Annotated in this window: 23 protein-coding genes and 1 pseudogene; 7 read left to right on the top strand and 17 right to left on the bottom strand. The window is 72.9% G+C overall.

Features of this window, described 5'->3' with window-relative positions; all coding sequences use genetic code 11:
- Positions 1 to 16 precede the first annotated feature (16 nt).
- The 17 genes from ABD954_RS29425 to ABD954_RS29345 all read right to left on the bottom strand — a co-directional run bounded on the left by ABD954_RS29425 (position 17) and on the right by ABD954_RS29345 (position 18,170).
- Positions 17 to 631: an FMN reductase gene (locus ABD954_RS29425; protein ID WP_345490563.1), complete on the bottom strand. Its 615-nt coding sequence runs from the start codon at positions 629 to 631 to the stop codon at positions 17 to 19.
- Positions 628 to 1,713 (bottom strand): LLM class flavin-dependent oxidoreductase, encoded by a 1,086-nt coding sequence (locus tag ABD954_RS29420; protein ID WP_345490561.1) that lies wholly within the window; start codon positions 1,711 to 1,713, stop codon positions 628 to 630. The genes ABD954_RS29425 and ABD954_RS29420 overlap by 4 nt, the downstream gene beginning before the upstream one ends.
- 108 nt (positions 1,714 to 1,821) lie before the next feature.
- Positions 1,822 to 2,658 (bottom strand): alpha/beta fold hydrolase, encoded by an 837-nt coding sequence (locus tag ABD954_RS29415; protein ID WP_345490559.1) that lies wholly within the window; start codon positions 2,656 to 2,658, stop codon positions 1,822 to 1,824.
- A 136-nt stretch (positions 2,659 to 2,794) separates the two neighbouring features.
- A complete protein-coding gene (locus ABD954_RS29410; protein WP_345490557.1) occupies positions 2,795 to 5,551 on the bottom strand; it encodes an ATP-binding protein in 2,757 nt (918 codons plus the stop codon).
- Complete coding sequence (locus ABD954_RS29405; protein WP_345490555.1) at positions 5,548 to 6,435, bottom strand: carbohydrate ABC transporter permease; 888 nt, start codon at positions 6,433 to 6,435, stop codon at positions 5,548 to 5,550. Before ABD954_RS29405 ends, ABD954_RS29410 begins: the two co-directional genes overlap by 4 nt.
- On the bottom strand, positions 6,432 to 7,397 hold the full coding sequence (locus tag ABD954_RS29400) for a carbohydrate ABC transporter permease (protein ID WP_345490553.1): 966 nt from the start codon (positions 7,395 to 7,397) through the stop codon (positions 6,432 to 6,434). Before ABD954_RS29400 ends, ABD954_RS29405 begins: the two co-directional genes overlap by 4 nt.
- Positions 7,397 to 8,728 (bottom strand): ABC transporter substrate-binding protein, encoded by a 1,332-nt coding sequence (locus ABD954_RS29395; RefSeq protein ID WP_345490551.1) that lies wholly within the window; start codon positions 8,726 to 8,728, stop codon positions 7,397 to 7,399. The genes ABD954_RS29400 and ABD954_RS29395 overlap by 1 nt, the downstream gene beginning before the upstream one ends.
- A gap of 104 nt (positions 8,729 to 8,832) precedes the next feature.
- Positions 8,833 to 9,558 (bottom strand): alpha/beta fold hydrolase, encoded by a 726-nt coding sequence (locus tag ABD954_RS29390; RefSeq protein ID WP_345490549.1) that lies wholly within the window; start codon positions 9,556 to 9,558, stop codon positions 8,833 to 8,835.
- A 46-nt stretch (positions 9,559 to 9,604) separates the two neighbouring features.
- A complete protein-coding gene (locus tag ABD954_RS29385) occupies positions 9,605 to 9,919 on the bottom strand; it encodes a GNAT family N-acetyltransferase (RefSeq protein WP_345490547.1) in 315 nt (104 codons plus the stop codon).
- Between the two features lie 54 nt (positions 9,920 to 9,973).
- Positions 9,974 to 10,705: a GPR1/FUN34/YaaH family transporter gene (locus ABD954_RS29380; RefSeq protein ID WP_345490545.1), complete on the bottom strand. Its 732-nt coding sequence runs from the start codon at positions 10,703 to 10,705 to the stop codon at positions 9,974 to 9,976.
- Positions 10,706 to 10,719: 14 nt separating this feature from the next.
- Entirely contained in the window at positions 10,720 to 12,615 is a 1,896-nt protein-coding gene (locus ABD954_RS29375) for an amidohydrolase (protein WP_345490543.1), read from the bottom strand.
- Positions 12,612 to 13,565, bottom strand: coding sequence for an alpha/beta hydrolase (locus tag ABD954_RS29370; RefSeq protein ID WP_345490541.1), 954 nt, complete (start codon positions 13,563 to 13,565; stop codon positions 12,612 to 12,614). Before ABD954_RS29370 ends, ABD954_RS29375 begins: the two co-directional genes overlap by 4 nt.
- Before the next feature lie 51 nt (positions 13,566 to 13,616).
- Positions 13,617 to 14,444, bottom strand: coding sequence for an alpha/beta fold hydrolase (locus ABD954_RS29365; RefSeq protein WP_345490539.1), 828 nt, complete (start codon positions 14,442 to 14,444; stop codon positions 13,617 to 13,619).
- Between the two features lie 458 nt (positions 14,445 to 14,902).
- Positions 14,903 to 16,327 (bottom strand): dihydrolipoyl dehydrogenase family protein, encoded by a 1,425-nt coding sequence (locus ABD954_RS29360; RefSeq protein ID WP_345490537.1) that lies wholly within the window; start codon positions 16,325 to 16,327, stop codon positions 14,903 to 14,905.
- Positions 16,327 to 16,905, bottom strand: a complete 579-nt coding sequence (locus tag ABD954_RS29355) for a Dps family protein (RefSeq protein ID WP_345490535.1) — start codon at positions 16,903 to 16,905, stop codon at positions 16,327 to 16,329. Before ABD954_RS29355 ends, ABD954_RS29360 begins: the two co-directional genes overlap by 1 nt.
- Before the next feature lie 90 nt (positions 16,906 to 16,995).
- Positions 16,996 to 17,502 carry a DoxX family membrane protein gene (locus ABD954_RS29350; RefSeq protein ID WP_345490533.1) on the bottom strand — a complete coding sequence of 169 codons (507 nt, stop codon included), beginning with the start codon at positions 17,500 to 17,502 and terminating at the stop codon, positions 16,996 to 16,998.
- Positions 17,503 to 17,507: 5 nt separating this feature from the next.
- A complete protein-coding gene (locus ABD954_RS29345; RefSeq protein ID WP_345490531.1) occupies positions 17,508 to 18,170 on the bottom strand; it encodes a hydrolase in 663 nt (220 codons plus the stop codon).
- Between the two features lie 905 nt (positions 18,171 to 19,075).
- On the opposite strand from ABD954_RS29345, the gene ABD954_RS29340 reads away from it, so the two are divergent.
- The 7 genes and pseudogenes from ABD954_RS29340 to ABD954_RS33700 all read left to right on the top strand — a co-directional run bounded on the left by ABD954_RS29340 (position 19,076) and on the right by ABD954_RS33700 (position 25,995).
- The gene (locus tag ABD954_RS29340) at positions 19,076 to 20,524 is read left to right on the top strand and encodes a phenylacetate--CoA ligase family protein (protein WP_345490529.1); all 1,449 of its coding nucleotides are present in this window, start codon (positions 19,076 to 19,078) and stop codon (positions 20,522 to 20,524) included.
- Positions 20,525 to 20,762: 238 nt separating this feature from the next.
- Positions 20,763 to 21,686: an ABC transporter ATP-binding protein gene (locus ABD954_RS29335; RefSeq protein WP_345490527.1), complete on the top strand. Its 924-nt coding sequence runs from the start codon at positions 20,763 to 20,765 to the stop codon at positions 21,684 to 21,686.
- Positions 21,679 to 22,470, top strand: a complete 792-nt coding sequence (locus tag ABD954_RS29330; protein ID WP_345490525.1) for an ABC transporter permease — start codon at positions 21,679 to 21,681, stop codon at positions 22,468 to 22,470. Before ABD954_RS29335 ends, ABD954_RS29330 begins: the two co-directional genes overlap by 8 nt.
- The gene (locus ABD954_RS29325; RefSeq protein WP_345490524.1) at positions 22,463 to 23,260 is read left to right on the top strand and encodes an ABC transporter permease; all 798 of its coding nucleotides are present in this window, start codon (positions 22,463 to 22,465) and stop codon (positions 23,258 to 23,260) included. The genes ABD954_RS29330 and ABD954_RS29325 overlap by 8 nt, the downstream gene beginning before the upstream one ends.
- 57 nt (positions 23,261 to 23,317) lie before the next feature.
- Positions 23,318 to 23,896, top strand: a pseudogene (locus ABD954_RS29320) (D-sedoheptulose-7-phosphate isomerase); the annotation flags it as partial.
- A 66-nt stretch (positions 23,897 to 23,962) separates the two neighbouring features.
- Positions 23,963 to 25,396 (top strand): D-glycero-beta-D-manno-heptose 1-phosphate adenylyltransferase, encoded by a 1,434-nt coding sequence (gene rfaE2, locus ABD954_RS29315; RefSeq protein WP_345492534.1) that lies wholly within the window; start codon positions 23,963 to 23,965, stop codon positions 25,394 to 25,396.
- Positions 25,393 to 25,995, top strand: coding sequence for a D-glycero-alpha-D-manno-heptose-1,7-bisphosphate 7-phosphatase (locus ABD954_RS33700; RefSeq protein WP_382745925.1), 603 nt, complete (start codon positions 25,393 to 25,395; stop codon positions 25,993 to 25,995). Before rfaE2 ends, ABD954_RS33700 begins: the two co-directional genes overlap by 4 nt.
- Positions 25,996 to 26,034: the final 39 nt, after the last annotated feature.

Here is a 26,034-nt window from a genome sequence, read left to right as displayed (position 1 = left end):
CGGCCCGGTGGCCCGCTCAGTCGAAGCGGAGGTCGGCGAGCTGCCGTTCGAGGACGGTGACGTCGTCCTCGGGCTCTTCCCGGACCGGGCGCGCCGCCATGAGCGCGGCGAGCTCGTCGCCCGCGCGGCGGCCCCGGCCGGGCAGGCCGTCGGTGTGGTCGTCTCCGCCCGAGCCCCAGTCCTCGGACGCCGCGAACACGGCGGTGGGGACGACGACGGCGCGGAGATAGGCGAAGAGCGGGCGGACGGCGTGCTCCAGGACCAGGGAGTGGCGGGCGGTTCCGCCCGTCGCCGCGGTCAGGACCGGCTTCCCGGTGAGGGCGTCCGGGTCGATCACGTCGAAGAAGGACTTGAAGAGTCCGCTGTAGGAGGCGGCGAACACGGGAGTCACGACGATCAGGCCGTCGGCGGCCGTCACCGCGTCGATCGCGGACCTCAGCCGCGGCGGTGGGAACCCGGTCACGAGGTGGTGGGCGATGTCACCGGCCAGTTCGCGCAGCTCCACGACCTCCGTCGACGTCTCGTGCCCCCGGGCCGCGAGTGCGTCGCGGGCCGATCCGGCCAGCCGGTCCGCGAGCAGGCGGGTGGAGGAGGGGGTGCTCAGCCCCGCGGAGACCACGGTCAGCCTCATGCGGCGGGCACCTCCCCGACGGCTCGGAGCGAGGCGTGCGTGGGGGCCGCCGGTACGTCGGCCGGTCGCAGGTTCGCGAACTCCCTGCGCAGCACGGGCACGACCTGCTCGCCGAGGATGTCGAGCTGTTCCAGGACGGTCTTCAGGGGCAGGCCGGCGTGGTCCATCAGGAACAGCTGGCGCTGGTAGTCGCCGACGGTCTCGCGGAACGACAGGGTCCGCTCGATGACTTGCTGGGGAGATCCCACGGTCAGCGGGGTCTGCTCGGTGAAGTCCTCGAGGGACGGGCCGTGGCCGTACACCGGCGCGTTGTCGAAGTACGGGCGGAACTCCCGTACGGCGTCCTGGGAGTTCGTCCGCATGAAGACCTGGCCGCCGAGGCCGACGATCGCGTCCTCCGGCCGGCCGTGGCCGTGGTGCGCGAACCGGCGCCGGTAGAGCTGCACCATGCGCCGGGTGTGGTCGGCGGGCCAGAAGATGTTGTTGTGGAAGAAGCCGTCGCCGTAGAAGGCGGCCTGCTCCGCGATCTCGGGGGACCTGATGGAGCCGTGCCAGACGAAGGGCGGGACGCCGTCCAGGGGCCGCGGTGTCGAGGTGAAGCCATGGAGCGGGGTGCGGAACGTGCCCTCCCAGTCCACGACGTCCTCGCGCCACAGCCGGCGCAGCAACGCGTAGTTCTCCTTGGCGAGGTTGATGCCCTGGCGGATGTCCTGTCCGAACCACGGGTAGACCGGGCCGGTGTTGCCGCGGCCCATCATCAGGTCGACCCGGCCGTCGGCAAGGTGCTGGAGCATCGCGTAGTCCTCGGCGATCTTCACCGGGTCGTTGGTGGTGATGAGCGTCGTGGACGTGGACAGGATCAGGTGCTCCGTGCGGGCCGCGATGTAACCGAGCATGGTGGTCGGTGACGACGGCACGAACGGCGGGTTGTGGTGCTCGCCGGTCGCGAAGACGTCCAGGCCGACCTCCTCCGCCTTGAGCGCGATCGCGACCATCGCCTTGATGCGCTCGCGTTCGGTCGGGGTGCGACCGGTGGTGGGGTCGGTCGTCACGTCACCGACGGTGAAGATGCCGAACTGCATGGGGTGTCTGCTCTCCTGAGCTCGCCCGGTTCCCGCGCCGGGGAACCGCGGGGCCGGGGTGACGCCGGGGCCCGGACGTCACCCCGGAGGGGGGTCAGCGGTGGGGGATCACTTCGCCAGGAAGGCGAGGAGGGCGCTGTTGACCTCCTCCGCGTGGGTCCACAGCAGGCCGTGCGGGGCGCCCTCGATCTCGACGTAGTCGGCCGACGGCAGCGCCTTGTGGAAGGGGCGCGCGGTGTTCTCGGCGGGCAGGATGCGGTCGGCGGTGCCGTGCAGGATCAGGGCGGGCACGTCGACGGACGGGATGTCGGCGCGGAAGTCGGTGTACCAGGTCGACGGGGCCGCGGAGGCGGCGAAGGAGCCGCCGCCGGCCGCGGTGTTCCAGCTGTTGCGGAGGGCTTCCTCGCTGATCCGGGTGCCCAGGTTCTCGTCGAGGTTGTAGAAGTCGCTGAAGAAGGCGGTGTAGTAGGCGTAGCGGTCGGCCCTGACCGCGGCGACGACTCCGTCGAAGAACTCCTTGGGTGCCGCGCCGTCCGGGTTGTCGTCGGTCTTGAGCAGGCAGGGCTCCAGCGAGGCCAGGAAGGCGACCTTGGCGACGCGGGCGGAGCCGTACGTGGACACGTAGCGGGCGACCTCGCCGGTGCCCATGGAGAAGCCGACGAGGACGGCGTCGTTCAGGTCGAGGGTCTCCATCACGGTGTTCAGGTCGGCCGCGAAGGTGTCGTAGTCGTAGCCGGTGGTCGGCTGCGAGGAGCGCCCGAATCCGCGGCGGTCGTAGGTGATCACGCGGTACCCGGCGTCGAGCAGCGCGGCGGTCTGCCGCTCCCAGGAGTGGCCGTCGAGCGGGAAGCCGTGGATGAGGACGACCGGCTGCCCGGCCCCCTGGTCCTCGAAGTACAGCTCGACGGGGTTGGTGTTCTCCTGGCCCACGGTGATGTACGGCATGGGGATGCTTCCTCGATTCGGGGTGGCTGGTCCGCGCGTCGAAGCGGCGCGGCGTGTCCGTCACGCTAGGACCGGCTGCGCGCCTCCTGTTGCCGTACCGCGCACCACCCCTTGCACGGGGGCGCAGAACCCGTGCTCAGTCGTCGTGGGCCGTTGCCTCGTCGTCCTCCGCGAGGACGATCCGGGCCAGGTGGACCCTGGAACGCACCGCGAGCTTGCGGAAGATCGACGCCAGATGGGTGTTGACCGTGTGCGGCGAGACGACGAGGGCCTCCGCGGCCGACCGGTTGGTGTGGCCCGCGGCGATCAGCCGGGCCACCTTCCGTTCCGAGGCCGTGAGCGCGTCCCAGCCCTGGTCGGTGCGCGGCCCGAGTCGTCCGGTGCGCCGGCCGGGGCGGCGTGTGCTCCGTTCCAGTTCGGCCCGGACCCGGTCGGCCTCGGCCTCGGCCCCCGCCTGGGCGTAGATGTCGTGCGCCCTGGTCAGGGCGGGTGTCGCGGCGGGGTCGCCCGAGGCCAGAAGGGCACGCCCCAGGTCGGCGGACGCGGCGGCGAGGGGCAGCGGCCGCGGGCCGTCCAGCAGGATGTCCACCGCCCGCTCCAGGAGTCCGTGGTCGGCGTTCACCAGGGCGGACGCGTGGGCGGCCGTGCCCCGGGCGGTCGGCACGGCGGGATTGCGGGCGGCGTGTGCGGCGGCCTGTGCGGCGAGGTCCGCGGCGAGCTTCCGGTCCCCGCCGCGCAGGGCGATCCGCACGGCCTGGACGACATGAGGGCGCAGGAGCCGCCAGCGGAGGAAGGGGTGGTCCTGCTGCACCGACCGGACGAGTTCGGCCGCTGCCGCGTGGTCGCCGTCGGCGTCGGCGACGGCGGCCTCGAAGTACCGGTGCGTGGCGTGGTTGCCCGTGTTCGGCCGGTCGGCCACGGCCCTCCGCACGACGTCGAGGTGTTCCCGCGCGGCGTCGTGGTCGCCGCGCAGCAGGGCGAGGAGGCCGCGGTTGACGCGGATGTTGACCAGGTTGCCGGGCACGTGGAGGTCCGCTTCGAGACGTTCGGCGGTGACGAAGTCGGCGTCCGCGTCGTCGAGCCGCCCGAGCCCCATGTTCAGCGTTCCCTGGGTCCAGAGGAGCATGGCGGGGCGCAGGGGGAGGTCGCCCGCCGTACGGAGCAGTCGCCGTACGGCGTCGAATTCGTCCATGTGGATCAGGGCGACGGCCTCCTCGGGCAGGAAGGCCGAGTCGAACACGCTCAGCGCGGTGTGGTGTGCGACGGCCGCGGCGCAGTCGCCCGCGTTGAGGGCGATCTCGCCGAGACCCCACAGGGCGAGGACGCGGGCCTCCCTGTCACCTGCTCGCTCCGCCTCGGCGAGTGCCCGTTCACCGGTCTCCCGAGCGGCCGCGAGGTCGCTCCCGCGGGACCGGGCCAGGGCCTGACGGGCGATCAGGCGGGCACGGACCGCCGGGTCGGTGACGGCTGCCAGCGCCGTCGTCGTGCGGCGGGTCAGCTCGTGGACGTCGTCGAGGTGCCAGAGCATGTCGCCGAGCACGGACTGCAGACGGGCGAAGACGTCCAGGGGCGGCTGCCGGGCGAGCAGCACGTCGCCTATGTCCCGTGCCTGCGTGTACCGGCCCGCGCGGGTCAGCGCGACGATGGCCCGCTCCCCCACGTCGTACGCCATGGGCGCACGGGCCGGTACGAGTTCCAGGGCTCGTACGGCCAGGTCGGCGGCGAGGTCGGGCATCACGGCGATCACGTCCTCGGCGGCCGTGCCGAGGAGTCCGATCGCCTCCATGTCGCCGGGTTCGGCGCTCTTGAGCAGGTGCGGGACCGCGTCGCCGGAGCTCCGGCCCGCCGCGACGAGCCGGCTGGCGGCCTCCCGGTGCAGTGCCCGGCGTACGGAGGGGGCGAGGTCGGCGTAGACCGCTTGGCGGAGCAGGTCGTGGCGGAACAGGAGGCGTTCGCCGTCGTCGTGGAGGAGGGCGGCCGCGATCGCCTCGTCCACTTCGGCGCTGAGTCCGGAGGCGGGCCGGCCGCACAGGGCTGCGGCGTCGGTGAGCGAGAAGGCGCGGCCGAGGACCGAGCCGATCCGCAGGAAGTGCAGGGTGTCCGGCCGGAGGTCGGCCAGGCGGCCGCGTACGCCGAGGACCAGCCGCTCGGGCGGCTCCGCCCCGTCCGCCCCCGTCGCCGCGATGCCCGAGAGCATCTCGGCCGCGAGGAAGGGGTTGCCGCCCGCCCCGTCGAGGAGTTCCCCCACCCGCGCCGGGACGTCCGCGCCGAGGACGTCGCGGGCCAGTTCGGCCAGGGCCGTCCCGGACAGCGGCCGCAGGGGGAGGGTCGTCGTCAGCGGCCCCTGCCCGTGCAGCCCCGGGTCCTCCCTGCTGGTGAGCAGCCAGAGGACCGGGGAGCTGAGCAGCCGTGCCGGCAGGACGCTCAGGGCGAAACGGCTCAGCGGGTCGGCCCATTGGACGTCGTCGACCGCGATCAGTACGGGTCTGCCCGCCGAGCGTTCCTCGATCAGCTGGGCGAGCCGTTCGACGAGCCAGATGCGCTGGTCGTGGTGGCCCGCGAGGTCCGCGAGGTCCGTGCCGGAGAGCAGCGGCGGGTCACCGTGCAGGAGGCCCGAGGCCAGTGAGGCCAGCGGCGCCAGTGCGTGCAGTTCCTCGGCGCGGCCCTGGCTGACGAGGAATCCCCGCTCCCGTGCGAGCGGAACGGTCTCCCGCAGGAGCGCGGTCTTGCCGATCCCGGGCTCGCCGAGGAGCAGCGCGACCGCGCCTCCCTCGCCGTCCCTCACCGCTTCGACCAGGGCGCGCAGCTGCTCCAGTTCGACTTCGCGGCCCCGCAGCCCGGGCCGGCTCAGCCCCGTCGCCGCGCCCTGCCCGTCGGGCCTGTCGGGGCTCATCCCTTGACCGATCCGGCGAGCAGTCCCCGTGCGAAGTGCCGCCGGAGGAGGAAGAGGACGAGCAGCGGACCGAGCGCCGCCACGAAGGCTCCCGCGGTGAGCCGCTGCCACTCGTTGCCGTAGGTCCCGGCCAGGCTCGCCAGTCTGACCGTCATGGGCGCGGTCTCGGCCGTTCCGCCCGACAGGGTCAGTGCCACGAGGAGGTCGTTCCACACCCAGATGAACTGGATGACGGCGAAGCCGGCAAGGGCCGGGCGGGCCAGCGGCAGCACGATCCGGAGCAGCAGCGTCCCGTGCGAGGCGCCGTCGACGCGGGCGGCCTCGATCAGGTCCCGGGGCAGCGCCGCCAGGAAGTTGTGCAGGAGGAACACCGCGAAGGGCAGCGCGAAGGCCGTGTGGGCGAACCAGATCTGGCCGAACCGCGCGGGACCGGTGAGGTGCCACGCGGGCAGGAACAGCCAGCCCTGGGAGAAGAGCCTCAGGAGGGGGACGAGCGCCATCTGGAGCGGCACGACCTGGAGCGCGAAGACGCCGACGACGAGCGCGTCGCGCCCCTTGAAGTCGATCCAGGCCAGGGCGTACGCCGCGAAGAAGGCCAGGACGAGCGGGAACAGCACCGAGGGAACGGTGATGACGACGGAGTTGACGAAGTGCTCCGCGAGCCGCCCCGACCCGTTCCCGCCGCCGGACAGCACCTCGCCGTAGTTGTCGAGCGTGAGGTTCGGCGTGCCGAGGACGGTCCACCAGCCCGTCGTCTTGATCTCCTCCTCGGGGCGGAAGGAGGAGAGCAGAAGTCCGAGGGTCGGTGTCGTCCACAGGACCGCGATCACCACGGCGGTCGACGTGCCGGCGCGGGAGGCCAGTCGCTCCCGGACGCCGTTCATCCCGTCCTCCGCCGCGCCCGGACCTGGTGGGCGACGAAGGGAGTGACGAGGAGGAAGAGGAGCACGGCGAGCGCCGCGCCGCGGCCCGTCTCGCCGTAGCGGAACGCCTGGTCGTACATCTCGTGGGCGAGGACGCCCGTGTCGAACTGTCCGCCGGTCATGGTCTTCACGATGTCGAAGGCCTTGAAGGTGGCGACCGCCTGGGCGAGGAGCACGACGAGGAGCGTGGGCCGGATCGACGGCACGGTGATCCGCCGGAGGACCTGCCCGGGGGACGCACCGTCGAGCCGGGCGGCCTCGGTCAGCTCAGCGGGTACGGCTCGGATCGCGCCGGCCAGCAGGACGGCCGCGAAGCCCGTCTGCGTCCACACCATGGCAACGACGAGGAACAGGACGTTCCAGGGAGGGTCCACGAGCCACTGCCTCGGTTCGCCGCCGATCGCGACGACGAGCTGGTTCAGCAGTCCCACCTGCCCGGCTTCCGCGGGCCGGTAGGCGTAGACGAACTTCCAGACGACACCCGCACCGACGAAGGAGATCGCCATCGGCGTCAGGACCAGGGACAGCGCGAACGTTCTGAACCGCGACCGTGCGACGGCCGCCGCGTAGAGCAGACCCACCGCGGTGGACGTCAGCGGCACGAGGACCACCCACGCCACGGTGTTGCGCAGTGCCACCAGCGCTCGGTGGTCGGTGAACATCCAGACGTAGTTGTCGAGGCCGACCCACGCGTCTCCGCCGTTGTCGGTGAACGACAGCGCCAGGGTGCGCAGACCCGGCAGGAGAAGACCGATCGTGAGCAGTGCCAGTGCGGGAGCCAGCAGGATCAGGGCCGCGGCCCTTCTCCGTACCGGCCCCCGGTGCAGGGCGAGGAGGACGAGGGAGACGACCGCCGCGAAGGCGGCGACGCCCTGGAGCAGGTACAGCAGCTTGGGCTGCTGGGCGACGGCGTCGAACGACATCAACTTCTCGGCCAGGAACGTTCGATGGAGCCGGCGACCTGGCGGGTGCTCGCGCCGCCGATCCAGTCGACGGCTCCCTTCCAGAACGTCCCCGCGCCGACCGACGCGGGCATGAGATCCGAACCGTCGAACCTGAACTGTGTCCTCGGGTCCTGGAGCAGCCGGATGGAGAGCCTGTCGACCTCGGTCGCGGCGTTCGCCGGGTCCACGCCCCTGTTCGCCGAGACGTACGGGCCCTTCCTCATCCGCGCGTTCGCGAAGTCCGCGGTGGCCAGATACTCCTGGAACGCCCGTACTTCGGGACGGTCGGCGAACGCCGCGGTGAACACCCCGCCGCCCAGGACGGGGCGGCTCGCCGGGTCGGCGCCCGGCAGGAGGAAGACGTGGACGTCCTTGTCCGGTCCGATCTCGGTGCCCTTCGGCCACATGTCGGCGTAGAACGACGCCTGGCGGTGCATCGCGCAGTCGCCGGAGAGGACCGGTGTGCCGGCCTCCTGGAAGGAGATCGACGCCATCGACCGGGCGGGGCCGAAACCGCCGTTGGCGTACCGGTCGTTCTTGAGGATGGACCCGACGGTGTTCATGGCCTGGATGACACGGGGGTCGTCGAACGGGATCTCGTGGGCGACCCACTGGTCGTAGACGTCCGTGCCCTGCTGGCGGAGGAGGACGTCCTCGATCCAGTCCGTCACGGGCCAGCCGGTCGCCTCGGCGGACTCGACGCCCGCACACCACGGCTTGACTCCCGACGCCGCGACCTTCTCCGTCACGGCCATCAGCTCGGACCAGGTACGGGGAACGCTCAGTCCCTTGTCGCGGAAGAACGTCGGGGAGTACCAGACGAACGACTTCACGTTGGCGACGAGTGGAGTGCCGTAGAGGGTGCCGTCCACGGTGGCGTAGCTGTTCCAGTCCGCCGACCAGCCCTGCTTCGCCAGGGTCGCGACCCCGGGGCTGACGGGCTTGAGCTTCCCCGCCCGCGCGAAGCGTTCCAGGAGGCCGGGCTGGGGGAAGAACGCCACATCGGGCGCGCTGCCGCCGTCGACCCGGACCTGGATCTGGGCCTCGAACTCCCCGTCCCCCTCGTACCGGACGTCGATTCCCGTGCAGTCGGCGAAGTCGGCCCAGGTCTCTTCGAACAGGTCCGCTTCCCGGTCCCGGTTCTCCGCGTAGACGGTGACCCTGGTGCCGGGGTGCTTGCCGTAGCGGGCGTACGGTGCGCAGTCCGCGGTGGTGCGCGACGGTGAGCCGCTGTCCCGCGGGGTGCCGCAGGCGGTGGCGGTGACGGCGAGGGTGATGACGGCGAGCGCGAGCCTCGCGCCGAACCTCATGGGTGTGCTTCCTCCGATCGCCCGCCGGGTGTTCTCGGCGGGCGTTCCGGAAAGCTACCTCGTTCGAACGACGGAGACCAATCGTTCGATGTTCAAGCGTCGTGTCAGTGCGCCGTGGACCGGGCCGCGTCGACGATCAGCTCCGCCACGGCCTTGGGCTGGGAAAGCATGACCAGGTGCGAGGAGTCGACCTCGACGGTGGTCATGCCGGCCCGCTCGTATCCGTACCGCTCCACGTCGGGGTTGATCGTGCGGTCGGAGGAGGCCACCAGGCCCCACGAGGGCCTGGTCCTCCAGGCGGCGACCGGTGCCGCCTCCGAGAAGGCCCGTGCGGCCAGGGGGCGCTGGGAGACCGCGAGCACGGCGGCGAGGCCGGGGTCGACGTCCGCGGCGAAGAGGGCGGGGAACTTGCCGATCTGCACCGAGACGTCGGTGCCGGTCTCGGTGGAGCCGGCCACGGGGAAGGGTGTCCGGACGAGCGCGTCGGCGAGGCCGGAGTCGGGGAAGCGGCCCTGCAGCTCGCCGAGGCTCTCGCCCTCTTCCAGGGCATACCCGGCCAGGTAGACCAGCGCGCGGACGTTGTCCTCCGTGCCGGCGAGGGTGATGACGGCGCCGCCGTAGGAGTGCCCGACCAGGATCACGGGGCCTTCGACGGCGCGGATCACCGAGGCGATGTAGGCGGCGTCGTCGACGAGGCCGCGGTTGGGCACCGCCGGAGCCAGCACGTCCAGGCCGGCGGCGGTCAGTTCCGGGATGACGCGGGCGAAGGTGGAGGCGTCGGCGAAGGCACCGTGGACCAGGACGACGGTGGGGCGGGCGTGTCGGGGCATGGGGGAACTCCTCGGTGAGTGGCGGGGAAAGGGTGCGGCGGGTTGTTCACAGACCGAAGCGGGCGCGGCGCGCCTCGGGCACCAGGTCGGCGTACTCGGGGTGCTTGGCGATCCAGCCGCGGACGAAGGGGCAGTACGGCAGGACGCGCAGCCCACGGGCCCGGGCGTCGTCGAGGGCGCCGCGGGCGAGCAGCCCGCCCAGGCCCTGGCCGCCGAAGCGGGGATCGATCTCGGTGTGGATGAAGGCGATCTCGCCCTCCGAGAGGTGGTACTCGGCGAATCCGGCGGTCTCGGTGGCGTCGTCGCCGGCGAGGACCTCGTACCGGGACTTCTCGGGCCGGTCGATGAGCCGGGGTTCCATGGGTGCTCCTGTCCGTGGGGGTGTTCGGGGTGGTTCGGGGGCCGGTGGGCGGGGTCAGAGCGTGCGGCGCACGCCCGCCTGGCGTTCCAGGTTGCGGAGCTGGACGGCGAGGTCGCCTTCCACGGCGAGGTGGGCGGGGCCGCTGCGGCCGATGGGCAGGACCTGCTCGCTGCGCATGTCCTCGAGCATCAGGGCGAACGCCGTGTACATCGCGACGAGCGCCACCACGAGGCCGAGCGCCCCGGACGTACGCGTCAGCCATTCGGCCCCGGTGAGGCCCGCGAGGCCGGTGGCCGCCCAGCGGGGCAGGGAGACCGCGAGGACGAGCCACAGCGCCCGCTTGGGCCCGGTCACGGCGGTCATCAGCGCGCCGAAGCAGAGGAGCGCCAGGTTGAGGACGCCGAGGACCTTCGGGCCGTCGGCCGCGCCGCTGAGCATGATGAGCGAGTAGGGCAGCCAGCTGCCCGCGAACACCGCCATCAGGGTCGCCGCGATGACGTCACGGGCGCCGAAGGCCAGGATGCTGACGAGGAGTTGGAGGACGAAGGCCGGCAGCACCGTGAACGCGACGGCGGCACGGGCCTCCTCCCCGAGGATCCCGAGCTGCAGGCACCCGGTCATCACGGACGCGAGGGCGATCGTGAAGAAGCCGAGCGGCATGGGCGAGGCGATGGGCCGCAGGGTGATCCGTGTCATCGACCGGAGGTCCGGTTCGAAGCGGCGTCCCGGGGGCGCGGCCGGGTCCTGTTCGTCGCCGCCGTCGGCGGCCGGGGAGACGGCAGTCATCGGATGTCTCTCTTTCAGTGATCGAAGCAGGGGTCGACGAAGGACGGCGCCGTCTCGGGGGCGGATCCGCGCGCGACGCGCCACCGGCGGTGCTGCTCGGACTCGGCGACGGCCTCGGCCACCAGCGCGGCCTGGTGGGCGCCCCCCTGGCCCGGCTGGTGGCCGCCGAAGCGGGCCACCGGGCTCCACTCCGGACCGACCGGCGGGACGGGCTCGTCGAGTCCCTCGTACTCGGCGGTCGCGTAGACGATGCGGCCGCCGACGACGGTGAGGACGGACTCGATGCCGGGGATGACGTCCTCGGGAACGGTGAGGTAGTCGTCGGAGAGGATCGCGAGGTCGCCGTACGACCCTTCCCGCAGGGTCCCCTTGACGTCCTGCTCGCCGGTGAGCCGCGCTCCGCCGCGGGTGTAGAGGCCGAGGGCGGTCTCCCGGTCGAGCAGGTTCGCGGGCGGGTAGAGCGCGGTGCCGCCGACGGTGCGCCCGGTCACCAGCCAGTGCAGTGCGACCCACGGGTTGTACGAGGAGACGCGGGTGGCGTCGGTTCCGGCCGCGACGGTCAGGCCCCGGTCGAGCATGGCCCGGACGGGCGGGGTGTGGGCGGCGGCCTCGGCGCCGTAGCGGTGGAGGAACGCGGTGCCCTGGAAGGACATCCGGTTCTGGACCGAGACGGCGCCGCCGAGGGCGGCGATCCGGTCGAGGCTGTCGGCGGAGACGGTCTCCGCGTGGTCGAAGAGCCAGCGGTTGCCGCCGGGGAAGAGTCCCTCGGCGGCGAGCTTCTCGAAGACGGCCAGGTCGCGGCGGATCGTCTCGTCGTAGGTCGCGTGGAGCCGGAAGCCCCAGCCGTTCTCGAGCAGGAGCCGGACGGCCTGCTCGAATTCGGTCTCGTAACCGGCGGCGAGTTCGGGCCGGGGCTCGGAGAAGTTCTCGAAGTCGGCGGCGGCCCAGGTCAGGTTCTCGCCCGCGCCGTTCAGCCGGAGCCACTCGTTCCCGTCCCCGGGCCTGACCGTCTCGGTCCAGCGCTTCAGGTCGGCGAGCTCCTGCCCGGCCGTCTGCGGGAAGAGGTGGTAGGCGATCCGGAGGGTCAGCTCTCCCGACCTGGCGAGGTCGACGACCGTCGCGTAGTCGTCGGGGAAGTTCTGGAACCCGCCGGCGGCGTCGACCGCCGAGGTCAGCCCGAAGCGGTTCAGCTCCCGCAGGAAGTGACGGGTCGACGTCCGTTTGTCGGCCTCGTCGAGGACGGGGGCCTTGGCCAGGGTCGAGTACAGGACGAGAGCGCTCGGCGCCGCGAGGAGCACGCCGTTGGGTTCGCCGTCCCGGCCCCGGACGATCTGTCCGCCGCGCGGATCGGGCGTGTCGCGGGTGAATCCGGCGGCCTGGACCGCGGCCCGGTTCATCAGCGCCGACTGGTACAGGTGCAGGACGAAGACCGGGGTGTCGGGGGCGGCGGCGTTCAGCTCGGCGACGGTCGGCATCCTGCGCTCGGCGAACTGCTCGGCGGTCCAGCCGCCCACGACCCGGATCCACTGCCCCTTCGGGGTGCGGCCGGCCTGCTCGCGCAGCATCGCGAGGGCGTGCCGGAGGCTTCGTACGCCGTCCCAGCGCAGCTCCAGGACGTAGTTCAGGCCGCCCCGGATGACGTGCAGGTGCGAGTCGTTGAGGCCGGGGATCACCCGCCGGCCCAGCGCGTCGACGACCCTCGTTCCCGGGCCCACGAGGCGGGCGAGGTCGTGGTCGTCACCGAGGGCCGCGACCCGGCCGTCGCGGAGGGCGACGGCACCGGCCTCCGGGCGGTCGGCGTCCCCCGTGAACACCTTGGCGTTGCGGACGAGGAGATCGGCGTGCTCGTGTTCCCTCCGCGGGGCGGGCACCAGTCCCGCCACGGGCATGCTGGTCGACGGCCCGGTCATGCGAGGGCCTTGCGGAGCGTGTCGGTGGCGAGACCGATGGCGAGTTCAGCGCCCCGCGTCTCGCGCAGCGCGTTCAGCATCACGAAGTCGTGGATGACGCCCTGGACCCGCAGGGCGGTGACGGGAACGCCGGCGGCACGGAGCCTGGCCGCGTACGCCTCGCCCTCGTCGCGCAGGACGTCGGCCTCGGCGGTGATGACCAGGGCCGGCGGCAGGCCGGTCAGCTGCTCGGTGGAGGCGCGCAGCGGCGAGGCGGTGATCTGGGCCCGCTCGGCCTCGTCCGTCGTGTACTGGTCCCAGAACCACTTCATGGCGTCGCGGCGCAGGAAGTACCCCTCGGCGAACTCGTGGTACGAGTCGGTGTCGAGGCCCGCGTCGGTGACCGGGTAGAAGAGGACCTGCTGGACGAGCGTCACGTCGCCGCGCTGCTTGGCCATGAGGGTGAGGGCGGCGCTCATGTTGCCGCCGACGGAGTCGCCCGCGACGGCGAGACGGGTGCCGTCGAGGCCCTTGTGGTGGCCTTCGCGGGCGATCCACCGGGCGACGCCGTAGTTCTGCTCGATGGCGACGGGGTAGCGCGCCTCGGGCGAGAGGTCGTACTCGGGGAACACCACGGCCGCCCCCGCGCCGACGGCGAGTTCGCGGACGAGCCGGTCGTGGGTGTGGGCGTTGCCGAAGACCCAGCCCGCGCCGTGGATGTAGAGGACGACGGGAAGCGGGCCGGTGGTACCGCGGGGGCGGACGACACGGGCGCGGACGTCGCCGGTCGGGCCGCCGTGGACGGTGACCCACTCCTCGTCGACCTCGGGCAGGGGCACGCCCTCGCCACTCTGGACGTCGTCCACGGCCTTGCGGCCCTCGGTGACGGGGATCTGGTAGAGGTACGGCGGCCGGGCGGTGGCGTCGGCGAACGCCTGGGCGGCGGGTTCGAGGACCGGACGGTTGCTCATGGGGGCTCTCCTTCGGGGTGTACGGGAGCGGGGCGGGTCGGAGGTCGGGGGTCAGCGGGTCGCCCGTGCGGCGGCGAGGATCACGCGGGTCACCACGGCCGGGCGGGAGACGGCCACGGCGTGCGACGCGTCCACCTCGGTGACGTGCGAGCGGGCGCGCCGGGCCATCCACTGCTGGGCCGCCGGAGGGATGTTCTTGTCGGCGGTGGCGACCAGCGCCCAGGACGGGATCGTCTTCCAGGCCGCCTCGCCGGCCCTTTCCTCCAGCGCGGCGGTGGCGACCGGGCGCTGGGTCGCGGCCATGACGGCCGCTTCGGGGGTGGCGACGTCGGCGGCGAACTGCCGGTGGTACGCGGCCTGTTCGATGACGAGTTCGGTGCCGGTGCCCCCGCCGGGCAGCGGGTACGACCGCGGGTTCACGGTGTCGCCGAGGGTCGAGCCGGGGAACTTGGCGGCGAGCCCGGCCGCGCTCTCGCCCTTGTCCGGGGTGAACGCGGCGATGTAGACGAGGGCCCGCACACGCCTGTCGCCCGCCGCGGCGCCGCTGATGACCGCGCCGCCGTAGGAGTGGCCGACCAGGACGACGGGTCCGTCGATGGCCGCCAGCACGCTGCGCAGGTAGGCGGTGTCGTCGGCAAGACCGCGCAACGGGTTGGCGGGGGCCAGGACGGGGTAACCGGCGTGCTGCAGCCGGCGGATCGTTCCGCTCCAGCTGGAGGCGTCCGCGAACGCTCCGTGGACCAGGACGATCGTGGGCTTGGGATCGTGCCGGTCGGCGCCGACGGCAGCCGACCCGCCCGCCGGTCCGGCGCCGACGAGGGCGGCCAGCGTCGCGGGCAGGGCGAGGCCGAGGGCGAGGGTGCGCCTCGTGGGATGCATGGGTGGGTGACTCCTTGTCGGGTGGTGAAACGTTCGGGTGTGCTCGGCCGGGCGGCGGGAGCGGTGAGCCCGTTCGGGTGTGCTCGGCCGGGCGCCGGGCTCCGGGTGCGGTGCGCCGACCGGGCCGAGCGGGTGCGGTGCGCCCGTTCGGGTGTGCTCGGCCGGGCGGCGGGCTCCGGGTGCGGTGCGCCGGCCGGGCCGAGCGGGAGCGGCGCGCTACGGGTGCGGCGCGCCGACCAGGCCGAGCGGGTGCGGTGCCCCGACTCGGGCCCAGCGGGTGCGGTGCCGCGACCGAGCCGAGCGGGTGCGGTACGCCACGGGAGCGACGCGCCGACCGGGCCGAGCGGGTGCGGTGCGCCACGAGTGCGGTACGCCACGGGAGCGGCGCGCCGACCGAGCCCCAGCCAGTGCGGTGCGCCGACCGGGCCGAGCGGGAGCGGCGGTCGGCGGGGCTGGCCTCAGAGGCCGTACGCCTCCAGGAGCCGGAGCCAGACCTCGCTCACCGTCGGGAAGGCGGGCACGGCGTGCCACAGGCGCTCCAGGGGGACCTCGCCCACGACGGCCACGGTGGCCGTGTGGATGAGCTCGGTCGCCATCGGGCCGGTGAGCGTGCAGCCGACGACGACCCCTCGGCCCTCGTCGACGACCAGCTTGGCGAGGCCGCGGTAGCCGTCCGCGTGGAGCGCGGCACCGGCGACGTCGTCGATGCGGTACTCCACCACACGTACCGCGAGAGCCGCTTCGCGTGCCGCGCGTTCCGTGAGGCCGACGCTCGCGACCTCGGGTCGGGTGAAGACGGCCTGCGGGACGGCGAAGCGGTCGGCCTCCGCGCTCCACGGCTGCCGGTCGCCGGTGACGGCCGGACGCCCGGCGGCCCGCTCGGCGATCGCCGCCGCGCAGGCACGCGCCTGGTACTTGGCCATGTGGGTCAGCGGCGCACGGCGGTTGACGTCGCCGACGGCGTAGAGCCAGTCGCCCTCGACCGCGGTGACCCGGCAGGTGTCGTCGACCGGGAGCCAGTCGCCGGCGGGCACTCCCACGGAGTCCAGGCCGAGGTCCGCCGTCCGCGGGCGCCGTCCGACGGCGGCGAGGACCTCGTCGCAGACGAGGGTGGTGCCGTCGTCGGTGTCCACGGTCACCGTGCGGGTGGCGTCGTCGCGGGCGACCCGGACGGCCGACACCCCGAAGCGGACGGTGACGCCCAGATCGTTCAGCCCTCGGGTGACTTCCTCGCCCGCGCACGGCTCCCAGTCGCTCAGCAGGGCCTGATCGCGCACCAGCAGGGTGACGGAGGAGCCGAGCGAGCGCCACGCGGTGGCCATCTCGCAGGCCACCACTCCCCCGCCGATGACGACGAGCCGCCCCGGCACGGCGTCGACGGTGGTGGCCTGCCGGTTGGTCCACACACCGATCCGGTCGATCCCCTCGACCGGCGGAAGGGCGGGCTCCGTGCCGGTGCAGACCACGACCGCGCGCCGGGCCCGCAGCGTACGGACCCCGCCGTCGGCCTCCGTCACCTCGACCCGGCGCTCACCGGCGAGCCGCCCGTGCCCCCGTACCAGCGCGATGCCCGCACCGCCGAGCCAGTCGGCCTGGCCGGTGTCGTCACCGCGCCCGGTGAAGCGGTCGCGGCGGGCCAGGACGTGGACCGGGTCGAGAGCAGCGGTGACCGCCTGCCGGGCCCCCTCGACCGACCGGGCCTCCGCTCGGGCGGCGCCGGGGCGCAGCAGGGCCTTGCTCGGCACGCAGGCCCGGTAGGAGCACTCGCCGCCGACGGCCTCCGCCTCGACGACGACGGTGGTCAGCCCCGACCGTACGGTCCGGTCGGCGACGACCTCGCCGGCCGGTCCGCCGCCGACCACGACGACGTCGTAGGTGTCCATCAGCCGCGCACCAGCGGGGTGTCCACGAGGTGCTCGGCCAGGAACCACACCTGCGCCTCGCCGGTCCGGATGACCTCGGAGACGAGCAGGTCGGTGCTGCCCTCGTCGCCCTCCGCCGAGATCCGGGCGGCGGCGTCCCGGGCGTCGATCAGGATCCGCTCGTGCGCGTCGAGGAGCCGCGACAGCATGACGGGAACCGGCTCCACGCCGTCGGGCGGCCGGGGGATGGCCGTCAGCTCGGCGACGTGGCGCGGGTCGCCGACCGCGACGCCGCCGAGGCTCTGGACCCGCTCGGCCAGCGCGTCCACGATGGCCAGTTGGGCCTCCGCGTGCTTGTCCAGCATGAGGTGGAGCGAGTAGAAGGTCGCACCGCGCATGAGCCAGTGGTGCTTCTTGTACAGGGAGTGGAGGATCTGCGTGTCGGCGAGGACGCGGTTCAGCCGCTGGCACGCGTACATGCGGGTGTCGTGGCCGAGGCCGATCGGCAGCTGCTTGAGCGTGCCGAACGCCTGGGTCTCGGCCCCCTTCTGGTGCAGCAGCGGCTGGCCGCCGCCGTGCGGGTTCGTGAGGGTGTCCATCGAGTGCTCCTGATGGGTGAGGGGTGGGAAGGGCCCGGCCGTCCGGTCGGGGGTACGCGAGCGGCCGGACCCGGTCTGCGTGGTTCGCGCTCAGCGCTCGGCGACGGCCGGTGCCGCAGGCCGGTGCAGGACGAGCCGGGTGAGGAGTCCGCTGCCGAGACCGGCCGCGAGCGCGAGGGCGGCCCACCACAGCGGGTACGGCGTGAGGCCGAGGGCCGCGTCGACGGACCAGGCGCCGGGGCCGGTGGCGGCGAGGGCGGCGGCGGTGCCGATGAGGACGAGCGGGTACTCGTATCCGTCGTTCTGCACCCAGAGGCCGTGGCGCCATTTCACGGTGAGCGCGACCGTCATGACCCCGATGGTGCCGGTCGCGGCCAGCGGGGTGAGGAGGCCGGCGGCGAGCAGCAGACCCGAGCCGATCTGGCCGCCGCCCGCCGCCAGGGCGGTGAGGGCACCACCCCGGAAGCCGTCGGCACGGAACTCCTCCGTCCCGCCCTGAAGCCCCTTGCCGCCGAGGTGCGCACTGACCTTCTGCACCCCGTGCCCGGCGACGAGCAGTCCCACCAGCAGACGCAGGATCAGAATGCCGGTGTCCACGGAGGTCAGCCCGCCGCGTGCGCGCCGATGACGCTCTGCGCGTACACGACACCCAGGCCGTACGCGCCCGCGTGGGCCTTGACGATCTCCATGACGGCGCCGTACGTCTCCTGGCGCGCCCAGTCGCGCTGCAGCTCCAGCAGCACCTGCACCCAGGTCACCGGGACGGCGCCGGCGGCGATCATCCGCTGCAGAGCGTGCTCGTGGGCGGCCGGGCTGACGCCGCCGGAGGCGTCGGTGACGACGTACACCTCGTAGCCCTGCTCGAGCGCCGAGAGCGCGGGCAGCACCAGGCAGACCTCGGTCCACAGGCCCGACAGGACGATCTTCTTGCGCCCGGTCGCCTTGACCGCCGCCACGAGCGCCTCGTCCTCCCAGGCGTTCATGGTGGTGCGGTCGATGATCTCGTTCTTGGGGAACACCTCGGCGAGCTGCGGCAGCAGGGGACCGGAGAAGGACTCGGCGGCGACCGTGGTCAGGACGGCCGGCACGTCGAACGCCTTCGCCGCCTTGGCGAGACCCACGGTGCTGTTGATGATCGCGGCACGGTCACCGCTGCCGGTGCCGAAGAACATCTGCGGCTGGTGGTCCACGAAGAGCATGACCGCGTTGTCAGGCGTCAGCAGGTCCTTGCTCGGGGCGGCCTGCACCGTGGCGATGTCGAACATGAGGGGTCCTCTCGGAGCTGTCGGTAACGTGCCCACCGCCTCCGCGGCTCGGCACTTCCTCACGCTACGAGCGACCCGACCGGCCGAATTGACCTCCGGCGCCCAGGGGTTGGCACGACGGCGCACAACCGGTGACCGGACGCTGAGCACCGCCACCGAGCACGAAGGACACTCCGGTTCGGCAGGACGGACGGACACCGGGCGGCCTCCTGACCCGCGAGGGGTGCGCTTCTGCCGCGCGGGCGCGCCGGGCGTCCGGGTGATCCACGGGACCGTGCCGGGCGGGGACGGCCGGCCGCTACGGTCGGCCCCGTGCCGGAGCGAGGAAGGGAACTGACGTTTCCGCAGGTGGCAGCGGCTCTTGCCGGGGCTGTGGTGCTCGCGGTCGCGGTGGTGAACGCGCCGTACGCGGCGCGGGCGGCCGCGACGAGAGCGAGACCCGGGGGAAGCCGGCGGTCGACGAGGGCGAGGTGCAGCCCGAGAGCACGTCGTGCCGGATCGCATGGTCGCGGCGGGCCCTCGGGGACGCGTTCGCCGTCACGCCAGACCAGCGTGGGCAGGGTCTCCGGACGATGGAGCATGCCGGAACACGTCTACGCCGGCGGGGGACCCGGCGCCCGACCGGTGCGGCGTTCAGGCGATCACGTACAGGGTCTCGCCGTCCGGAGGGCGGGGCGGCGAGCTCGGGCAGGCGCTGCCACGGCGGCGCGGGCCGCACCGTGCCGGGGGCGACTCCGTGGTGCTCGCCGATCGGTTCATCAAGGCGAGAAGGGCTGTTCGGTCCTTCTGACCACCGGGGACGCGTTAGTGAAGCGTTAGCTCGACGCAAGAGGCCGCGCTGAGACTGGTCCGCGTGAGGGACGGAGCGGGGGGCGTCCGAACCGGCGCGGGCGGAGGCAAGTGGGATGGTGCGGCAGCGATTCGACCCTCTGGTGGAGCCGGAGGACGAGCGGCACTGGCGGTCGCAGTTGATCCATGAGGGGCTGCTCTTCCCGCGGGTGCACGCGGAGTACGAACGGTACTCCCGGCTTCCTGATCGGCCCGGAGCACTCAAGGACCTGCAGCGTGAGCGCCTTACCGCGGTGCTTCGACACGCCGTCGGCGCCGTACCGGCGTACCGACGGATCGGGCTCACGCTCGCCGACGGGGAGGAGCCCTGGAGATGGCTGTCCGCCTTCCCTTCCGTGAGCAAGCTCGAACTGGCGGAAGGCATGATCGACCACTGCGACGACGACATCGATCCGACGGCGTGCCGGGTCCTGGAGACCTCGGGGACCAGCGGGGTGCCGTTGCGGATGGTCCGTGACGACGACGCCTTGGTCCATGAGTGGGCAACCGCGCTCGTCAGGAACCAGCGGCAGGGCAAGGCGTTCGACCGCACGGTGCTGATGCCGTGCCTGGCACGGACGGGCCGCTGGTTCGAGTACACCTCTCCCGGGGCAGGGCTCGCGCGAGTCGCCCAGTTCGGCCTGGCCGGATGCGAGGCGTCCGACGGCGCCATGTTCGCCGAACGCGCGAGGTACTTCCGTCCGGACGTGCTCGCGGGGACACCGCGCAACCTCGTGGACTTCATGCAGCTGCTGCAGGCGCACGGCGGGCAGCTGCCGTCGGTCCGGTCCGTCGTGACGTGCGGCGAGCTCCTCGTCCCCGCCGTACGCGACGCGCTGACGGAGTTCTTCGGCCTGCCGGTGACCGACATGTACGCGATGAAGGAAGTCGGCACCATCGCGGTGCAGTGCGAAGCGGGCTCCTACCACGTCGAGTCCGAGCGGCTCTGGCTGGAGGTCGTCGACGACGACGGTGCACCGCTCCCGGAGGGCCGCACCGGCGAGATCGTGATCACCGACCTGACCAACCGGGCGATGCCTCTGATCCGCTACCGGACCGGTGACTTCGGCTCGCTGGCCTCCGCCGCGTGCCTCTGCGGTCTCCCGCACAAGGTGATGGACCTGGTCGAAGGCCGTAATCCGGGTGAGCTGCGGCGGCCCGACGGGACCACTCTCCCCGTGCTCTGGGCCACGCGGACGGTCCGCCGTCACCCGGTACGGCGCTACCAGATCGTGCAGGAGGCCGACTTCTCCGTGACCGCACTACTCGCACCGGCCCCGTCGTTCACCGCGGCGGATGCCGCGGAGCTGACGCGGAACCTCGAAGACGTCCTCGGCACCGGCATCCCGTGCCAGGTGCGGACGATCGCCGAAGACGCGTTCCACGACGCCGGCCGGCGCAAGGACGTCGACTTCGTCAGCTTTCTCACCGGTGTCTCCCCGACCTTCGGGCAGGGAGCGGCCGCGGAGCCCGAGGACCGCCCCCACCCCGTAGGGGGCCCGGCGTCCGATCACGGAAGGAGGTGACCCGACATGACCAAGGAGGAGCGCATCGCGCAGATCCAGCAGTTCCTGCGCGCCGACGGCGTGATCTAGCAGATCGACCGGGACTCCGTACGCAAAGGACGGAGTCCCGGGCGGGCCGGTACCACGCCGGCCCGAGGGACAGGTCCGGGTTCCGTCGAACGAATCCGGAGGACGACCAAGGTGACGAGGAACGAGGGCTGTGGTGGGACCGTGCCGGCCGGATGGAGAGGTTCTGCGGGTGGAGAAGCTCCACCGGACCTTTCCGGGGACCCCTCCCGTCGAGGCGCTGCGCGGGGTCGGCTTCACCGTGCGTGCCGGTGAGGCGGTCGGACTGCTCGGAGGCAACGGTGCGGGCAAGACCACGCTTCTGAAGATCCTCTCGACGTTGCTCCTGCCCTCGGCCGGCACGGCCCACGTCTGCGGCATCGACCTGGCCGGGGACGGGCGCCGGGCCCGGCGCCACCTCGGTGTGGTCTTCGGCGGCGACCGGGGCCTGTACCCCCGTCTCTCCGCCCTCGACAACATCATGTTCTTCGGCGGACTGTCCGGCCGTCACCGGCACCTGCGGGCGCACGCCCTCGCCGCTCTGGAAGAGGTCGGACTCGCCGACCGCGCCAAGAGCCGGGTGGAGACCTTCTCCAAGGGCATGCGGCAACGCCTCCACCTGGCCGTGGGACTGCTCGACCGGCCCTGCCTGCTGATGCTGGACGAGCCGACCATCGGCCTCGACCTGATGGAGGCGGAGCGGGTCCGGGAGACCATCGCCCGCCTCGCCCGCGACGGCACAGCGGTCGTTCTCACCAGCCACTACCCCACGGACATCGACCGGCTGGCCGGCCGGGTCGTCCTGCTCGACTCCGGAACGGTCTCCCACGACCTGCCCATCGCCGAGTTCCGGCGCCAGGCCGGTTTCACCGCCGAGGTGCGCCTGTCCGGCCCCGGCGTCGCCCCACGGGACGCCGCCGTCCTCCTGAGCGACGCGTCGCCAAGGATCCACCAGGACGAGAAGGGCTGGAGGATCACCTTCCAGGTGGCCGCCTGGGACGCAGCCGTCCTCGACCGGCTGACCGAGGTCGTACGGCGGCATCCGGTGACGGACATCGACGTCGACTCGCCCGGTGTCGAGGCCGTGCTGCGCCGACTGGCGCTGAACCATGCGTGAGGCCCTGCGTGCCGCGAAGGCCGAGCTGTGGGCGATGTGGCGCGCCGCCGTCCTCCAGGTGCGGGAGACCGCCCGGGTCAGGACCGCGATGGTGATCTCCGTGATCCAGCCGGTCGTGCTGCTGGCCGTCGTCTCCCGGGGCAGCGCGCTGGACCGGATGCGGACGACCGAGGTCGTGTTCGGCGTCGTGATGATCGCTCTGTGGTCCGCGACCCTGTGGGGGGCGGGAACGCTGCTTCGTCGTGAGGCATCGCAAGGCACCCTCGCGAGCCTGCTGGTCCGCCCGGTGTCGCTGCTGTCGGTGCTCCTGGGGAAGACCCTCGGCGTCGCCGCGGCAGGTCTCGTACGCACCCTGGCCGCGGCGGCCGTCGCCGTTCCCGCACTGGGGCTGCATCCGCAGCTGCCCCCGCCGTCGACGGCCGCCCTCGTCATCGTGGCGGCCGTGGTCTCGGCGGCGGCCATGGGACTCGTCCTGAGCTGCGTCGTCTTCCTCTCCCGGGCGGGACTTCGCATCATCGAGGCCCTGGGCTACCCGGTCTTCGTCCTCGGCGGCATCGTCATTCCGCCGGACCTGCTCGCCCCCGCGCTGCGCTGGCCGGCCCAGGCCGTCAGCCTGCACCACGTGGCCGGCCTGCTGCACGACGCCTCGCACGGCCGGGCGCCCGCCGTCGCCCCACTGACAGGCGTGCTGCTGCTGACCACCCTCTACCTCGCCGGCGGGGCGTGGGCGTTCAACGCCGTGCTGCGCCGCGGCCGAGCCAGGGGGACCCTCGAACATGCCTGACACCCTGCGCCACGCGCTCACCACGGGTCTGCGGATCTGCCGTCTGTCGTGGAAGGACTACCGCCTGACCTCGGTCGGCCCCGGGGCGTCGGCCGGCATCGCCCTCCGGACCGTCTTCCAGGTCGCCTTCTTCACCCTCCTCGGCCAGCTCGCCGCCCAGGACGCCGGACGCGCCCACGCGTTCGTCGGCTCCGTCGCCTTCGCCCCGGTCGCGGCGGTCACCAGCCACGTCTCCTCCGTGGTGACCTCCGAGGTCCCCCTGGGGACCATGTACCGCCTCCGCATGGGCGACACCCCGCTGCTCGTCGTCATGCTCCTGCGCTCCTGGGTATACGTCGTCGAAGGACTGGCGGCCTCGCTCGTGGCACTGCTCGTCCTGGGCCCGACGGTCCTCGGCGGGCGCGGCACGGTCGATCTCGCGGTCGGGTACCCGCTGATCCTCCTCACCACGGTGAGCTGCCTCTGCGCGGGCCTCTTCTGCTGCGCCCTCGTGCTGACCGGCCTCGACGAGGGACTCGTCGTCAACGTCGCCGGCTACCTCATCCTGCTCTGCGCCGGCGTGGTCGTTCCCCTGGATCCGCAAGGGCTCCTGCATCTGGCGGGCCAGGCGCTGCCCTTGGGAGCCGGACTGAACGCCCTGCGCGCCCCGGGCACCGCCTCGACCGGTGAGCTGTGGGGCGCGATCGCGCACGAAGCGCTCGTGGCAGGGCTGTGGCTGCTCGCCACCGCTGTTCTGTTGCGGCTCCATGCCCGGCGCGTACGCACCGGTGCCGCACCCGAGCCGGTGTGACGCCAACACCTCCCACGGGGGCGGACGGCCACCCCGCCGTCCCGTCCTCGACGCCACCTGCCCGCCCCACCCCCTGTCGGAAGGCACATCGTGACCGTACCGGGCCGCGACCACATTCACGCCCTGACCCAGGCGCTGCACCGCCTCGACACAGCGGAGCTCGACCGGTGGGGCCGCGCCCTCGCCACCGTCCTGACGACCGGCGGGCGGCTCCTCGTCGCGGGCAACGGCGGCTCGGCCGCCGAGGCCCAGCACCTCACCTCCGAGCTCGTCGGGCGCTTCCGCGCCGAGCGTGCGCCGTTGTCGGCGATCGCGCTGCACGCCGACTCCTCCTCGGTCACCGCGCTCACCAACGACTACGGCCCCGAAGAGGTCTTCGCCCGGCAGGTCCGCGCGCACGGGCGGCCCGGTGACGTCCTTCTCCTGCTGTCCGCTTCCGGGACCAGCCCCAACGTGCTCGCCGCCGCCCGTGCGGGCCGGGAAACGGGACTGACCGTCTGGGCGCTGACCGGCCCCGGCCCGAACCCCCTGGCCGAGGCCGGCGACCTGGCCGTGTGCGTGGACGCCGACCAGGTGGCAACCGTCCAGGAATGCCACCTCGTCGCCGTCCACCTGCTGTGCGCGGCCGTCGACGCCCACATCGTCGAGACCGAGCCCTGCCCCGCCGCCCTTCCCGAAAGGTGCGACGGGACACGGCGGTTGGTGGTGGTCGGTGACGTCCTGCTCGACCGTGACATCACCGGCAGGGTCGAGCGGCTGTCTCCCGAGGGCCCCGTCCCGGTCGTCTCCGGCGTGCGCAGCAGCGAACGGCCGGGCGGTGCGGGAATGGCCGCCGTACTCGCCGCGCGGGAGCCCGGCTGGCGGGTCACCCTCGTGTGTGGTCTCGGGCAGGACGAGCCCGGGGCACGGGTCCGCGCCCTCCTGAGGAAAGCGGGAGTCGAGGTGGTGAGCCTCGCTCCGAGCGGCGCCACTCCATTGAAGACCCGCGTCCGCGCGGCCGACCGTACGCTGCTGCGCTTCGATGCCGACGGCGATGTCGACGGGGACGTCGAGAACGGCCCAGCCGACTCCGAGGGCCCCGGCGCGCACGGAGACACCGGCAGCGTCACAGCACCTCGGCACGGCCCGCTCCCGCCCGAGTTCCAGGCCCGGCTCGCGGAGGCATCCGCCGTTCTCGTCTGCGACTACGGACGCGGCATCACCGCACGGGAAGACGTCCGTCGGATCCTGACCGAAGCGGCCACCAGCCGGCCCCTGGTCTGGGACCCACACCCCCAGGGCGCCCCGCCGGTCCCGGGCACCGCGCTGGCCGTGCCCAACGCGGACGAAGCCATCGCTCTCACCGGGTGCGCGTCACCGCGCGACCTCAAGGGCGATGCGACACGGGCCGTACGGCTGCTGGCCCGATGGCCGGTCAAGCAGGTGGCCGTCACCAGAGGGGGCGACGGCGCGGTACTCGTCTCCGATCCCGACAGTCACCCCCTGGTGGTCCCGACGCGGCAGGTCGCGGGGGACACCTGCGGGGCCGGCGACCGTCTGGCCGTCACCGCCGCGCTGGTGCTCGGAACAGGACGGCTGCCCTCACACGCGATCGCTGCGGCCGTCGACGCCGCCACGCGATACGTCGCCTCGAACGGCCCCGCCTCGCTGACCGCCCCGCCCGACACGGCCACCAGCGACCCGCGAGAACTGGCCGCCCGCGTGCGGGAGCGCGGCGGCCGCGTGGTCGCCGCCGGTGGATGCTTCGACCTGCTGCACGCCGGGCATCTGGCTCTCCTGGAGCAGGCCCACCGCCTCGGCGACATCCTGCTCGTATGCCTCAACAGCGATGCCTCCGTGCGCCGCCTCAAGGGCGAGAGCCGGCCGGTCGTCGGCGAGCGGGAACGCGCGATGCTGCTGCGAGCGCTGGACTGCGTGGACGGGGTGCTCGTGTTCGACGAGGACACCCCGGAAAGGGTCCTGGCCGAGCTGCGCCCGGACATCTGGGTCAAGGGCGGGGACTACACCGGGCGACGCGTCCCCGAAGCCGGCCTCGTAGAGAGCTGGGGCGGCAGTGTCGTCACGGTGCCCTACCTGGACGGGCATTCCACCACCCTCCGGATCGACCGGCTCACCGGGCGGGCCGCCGCCCAGTGACTCACACCGACGGCACTACGGACGACTCCCGACGACCCGCTGTACTCCTTGATCGCGACGGCACCCTCACGCAGCACCGCCCTTACCCCGCGCACCCGGACGAGCTTCTCCTCCAGCCGGACATCGGGGCGCCGCTACGCGCCCTCCAGAAAGAGGGCTTCGCACTGGTCGTGGTCACCAACCAGAGCGCGGTCGCCCGCGGCCTACTCGACACCACCGTCCTGAACGCCATGCACGACCGGCTCCGCGCCCTCTTGTGCGGCCAAGGGGTTCGGCTCGACGCCATCTACGCCTGCCCGCACCACCCAGAGGGCACGGTGCCCCGGTACCGGCTCGCCTGCCGCTGCCGGAAGCCGGCCCCCGGGATGCTCCTCCAAGCCGCCCGCGACCTGGATCTCGACCTCACCCGGTCGTGGATGGTCGGCGACTCGTTGTGTGACGTAGAGGCAGGCAGGCGGGCCGGGACCCGCACCGCACGGGTGGGCGCTCGACCCGACGGGAGTGCTGGTGCCGATCTGGCTGGGGCGACGACGTCCGAGGTTCTCCGCCACCTGGCGGGCGCCACACGGTGCCATAACGGCACCGATGATCCACCCTGAGCGCAGGGGCGGGGATCACAGTCGACGGGAGGGGACGAG

Source organism: Streptomyces roseoviridis, from assembly GCF_039535235.1.
Classification (GTDB): domain Bacteria; phylum Actinomycetota; class Actinomycetes; order Streptomycetales; family Streptomycetaceae; genus Streptomyces; species Streptomyces roseoviridis.
Note: the sequence above shows the minus strand (reverse complement) of the source record. Positions and strands in the feature narration are given on the sequence as shown.

What these genes read in the sequence shown, in the direction of transcription:
- ABD954_RS29380 (WP_345490545.1), bottom strand. Translation starts at nt 10,705, where the DNA reads ATGACTGCCGTCTCCCCGGCCGCCGACGGCGGCGACGAACAGGACCCG.
- ABD954_RS29325 (WP_345490524.1), top strand. Translation starts at nt 22,463, where the DNA reads ATGCCTGACACCCTGCGCCACGCGCTCACCACGGGTCTGCGGATCTGC.
- ABD954_RS29345 (WP_345490531.1), bottom strand. Translation starts at nt 18,170, where the DNA reads ATGTTCGACATCGCCACGGTGCAGGCCGCCCCGAGCAAGGACCTGCTG.
- ABD954_RS29370 (WP_345490541.1), bottom strand. Translation starts at nt 13,565, where the DNA reads ATGAGCAACCGTCCGGTCCTCGAACCCGCCGCCCAGGCGTTCGCCGAC.
- ABD954_RS29420 (WP_345490561.1), bottom strand. Translation starts at nt 1,713, where the DNA reads ATGCAGTTCGGCATCTTCACCGTCGGTGACGTGACGACCGACCCCACC.
- ABD954_RS29330 (WP_345490525.1), top strand. Translation starts at nt 21,679, where the DNA reads ATGCGTGAGGCCCTGCGTGCCGCGAAGGCCGAGCTGTGGGCGATGTGG.
- ABD954_RS29415 (WP_345490559.1), bottom strand. Translation starts at nt 2,658, where the DNA reads ATGCCGTACATCACCGTGGGCCAGGAGAACACCAACCCCGTCGAGCTG.
- ABD954_RS29410 (WP_345490557.1), bottom strand. Translation starts at nt 5,551, where the DNA reads ATGAGCCCCGACAGGCCCGACGGGCAGGGCGCGGCGACGGGGCTGAGC.
- ABD954_RS29385 (WP_345490547.1), bottom strand. Translation starts at nt 9,919, where the DNA reads ATGGAACCCCGGCTCATCGACCGGCCCGAGAAGTCCCGGTACGAGGTC.
- ABD954_RS29360 (WP_345490537.1), bottom strand. Translation starts at nt 16,327, where the DNA reads ATGGACACCTACGACGTCGTCGTGGTCGGCGGCGGACCGGCCGGCGAG.
- ABD954_RS29355 (WP_345490535.1), bottom strand. Translation starts at nt 16,905, where the DNA reads ATGGACACCCTCACGAACCCGCACGGCGGCGGCCAGCCGCTGCTGCAC.
- ABD954_RS29365 (WP_345490539.1), bottom strand. Translation starts at nt 14,444, where the DNA reads ATGCATCCCACGAGGCGCACCCTCGCCCTCGGCCTCGCCCTGCCCGCG.
- ABD954_RS29395 (WP_345490551.1), bottom strand. Translation starts at nt 8,728, where the DNA reads ATGAGGTTCGGCGCGAGGCTCGCGCTCGCCGTCATCACCCTCGCCGTC.
- ABD954_RS29425 (WP_345490563.1), bottom strand. Translation starts at nt 631, where the DNA reads ATGAGGCTGACCGTGGTCTCCGCGGGGCTGAGCACCCCCTCCTCCACC.
- ABD954_RS29375 (WP_345490543.1), bottom strand. Translation starts at nt 12,615, where the DNA reads ATGACCGGGCCGTCGACCAGCATGCCCGTGGCGGGACTGGTGCCCGCC.
- ABD954_RS29340 (WP_345490529.1), top strand. Translation starts at nt 19,076, where the DNA reads ATGGTGCGGCAGCGATTCGACCCTCTGGTGGAGCCGGAGGACGAGCGG.
- ABD954_RS29390 (WP_345490549.1), bottom strand. Translation starts at nt 9,558, where the DNA reads ATGCCCCGACACGCCCGCCCCACCGTCGTCCTGGTCCACGGTGCCTTC.
- ABD954_RS29400 (WP_345490553.1), bottom strand. Translation starts at nt 7,397, where the DNA reads ATGTCGTTCGACGCCGTCGCCCAGCAGCCCAAGCTGCTGTACCTGCTC.
- ABD954_RS29405 (WP_345490555.1), bottom strand. Translation starts at nt 6,435, where the DNA reads ATGAACGGCGTCCGGGAGCGACTGGCCTCCCGCGCCGGCACGTCGACC.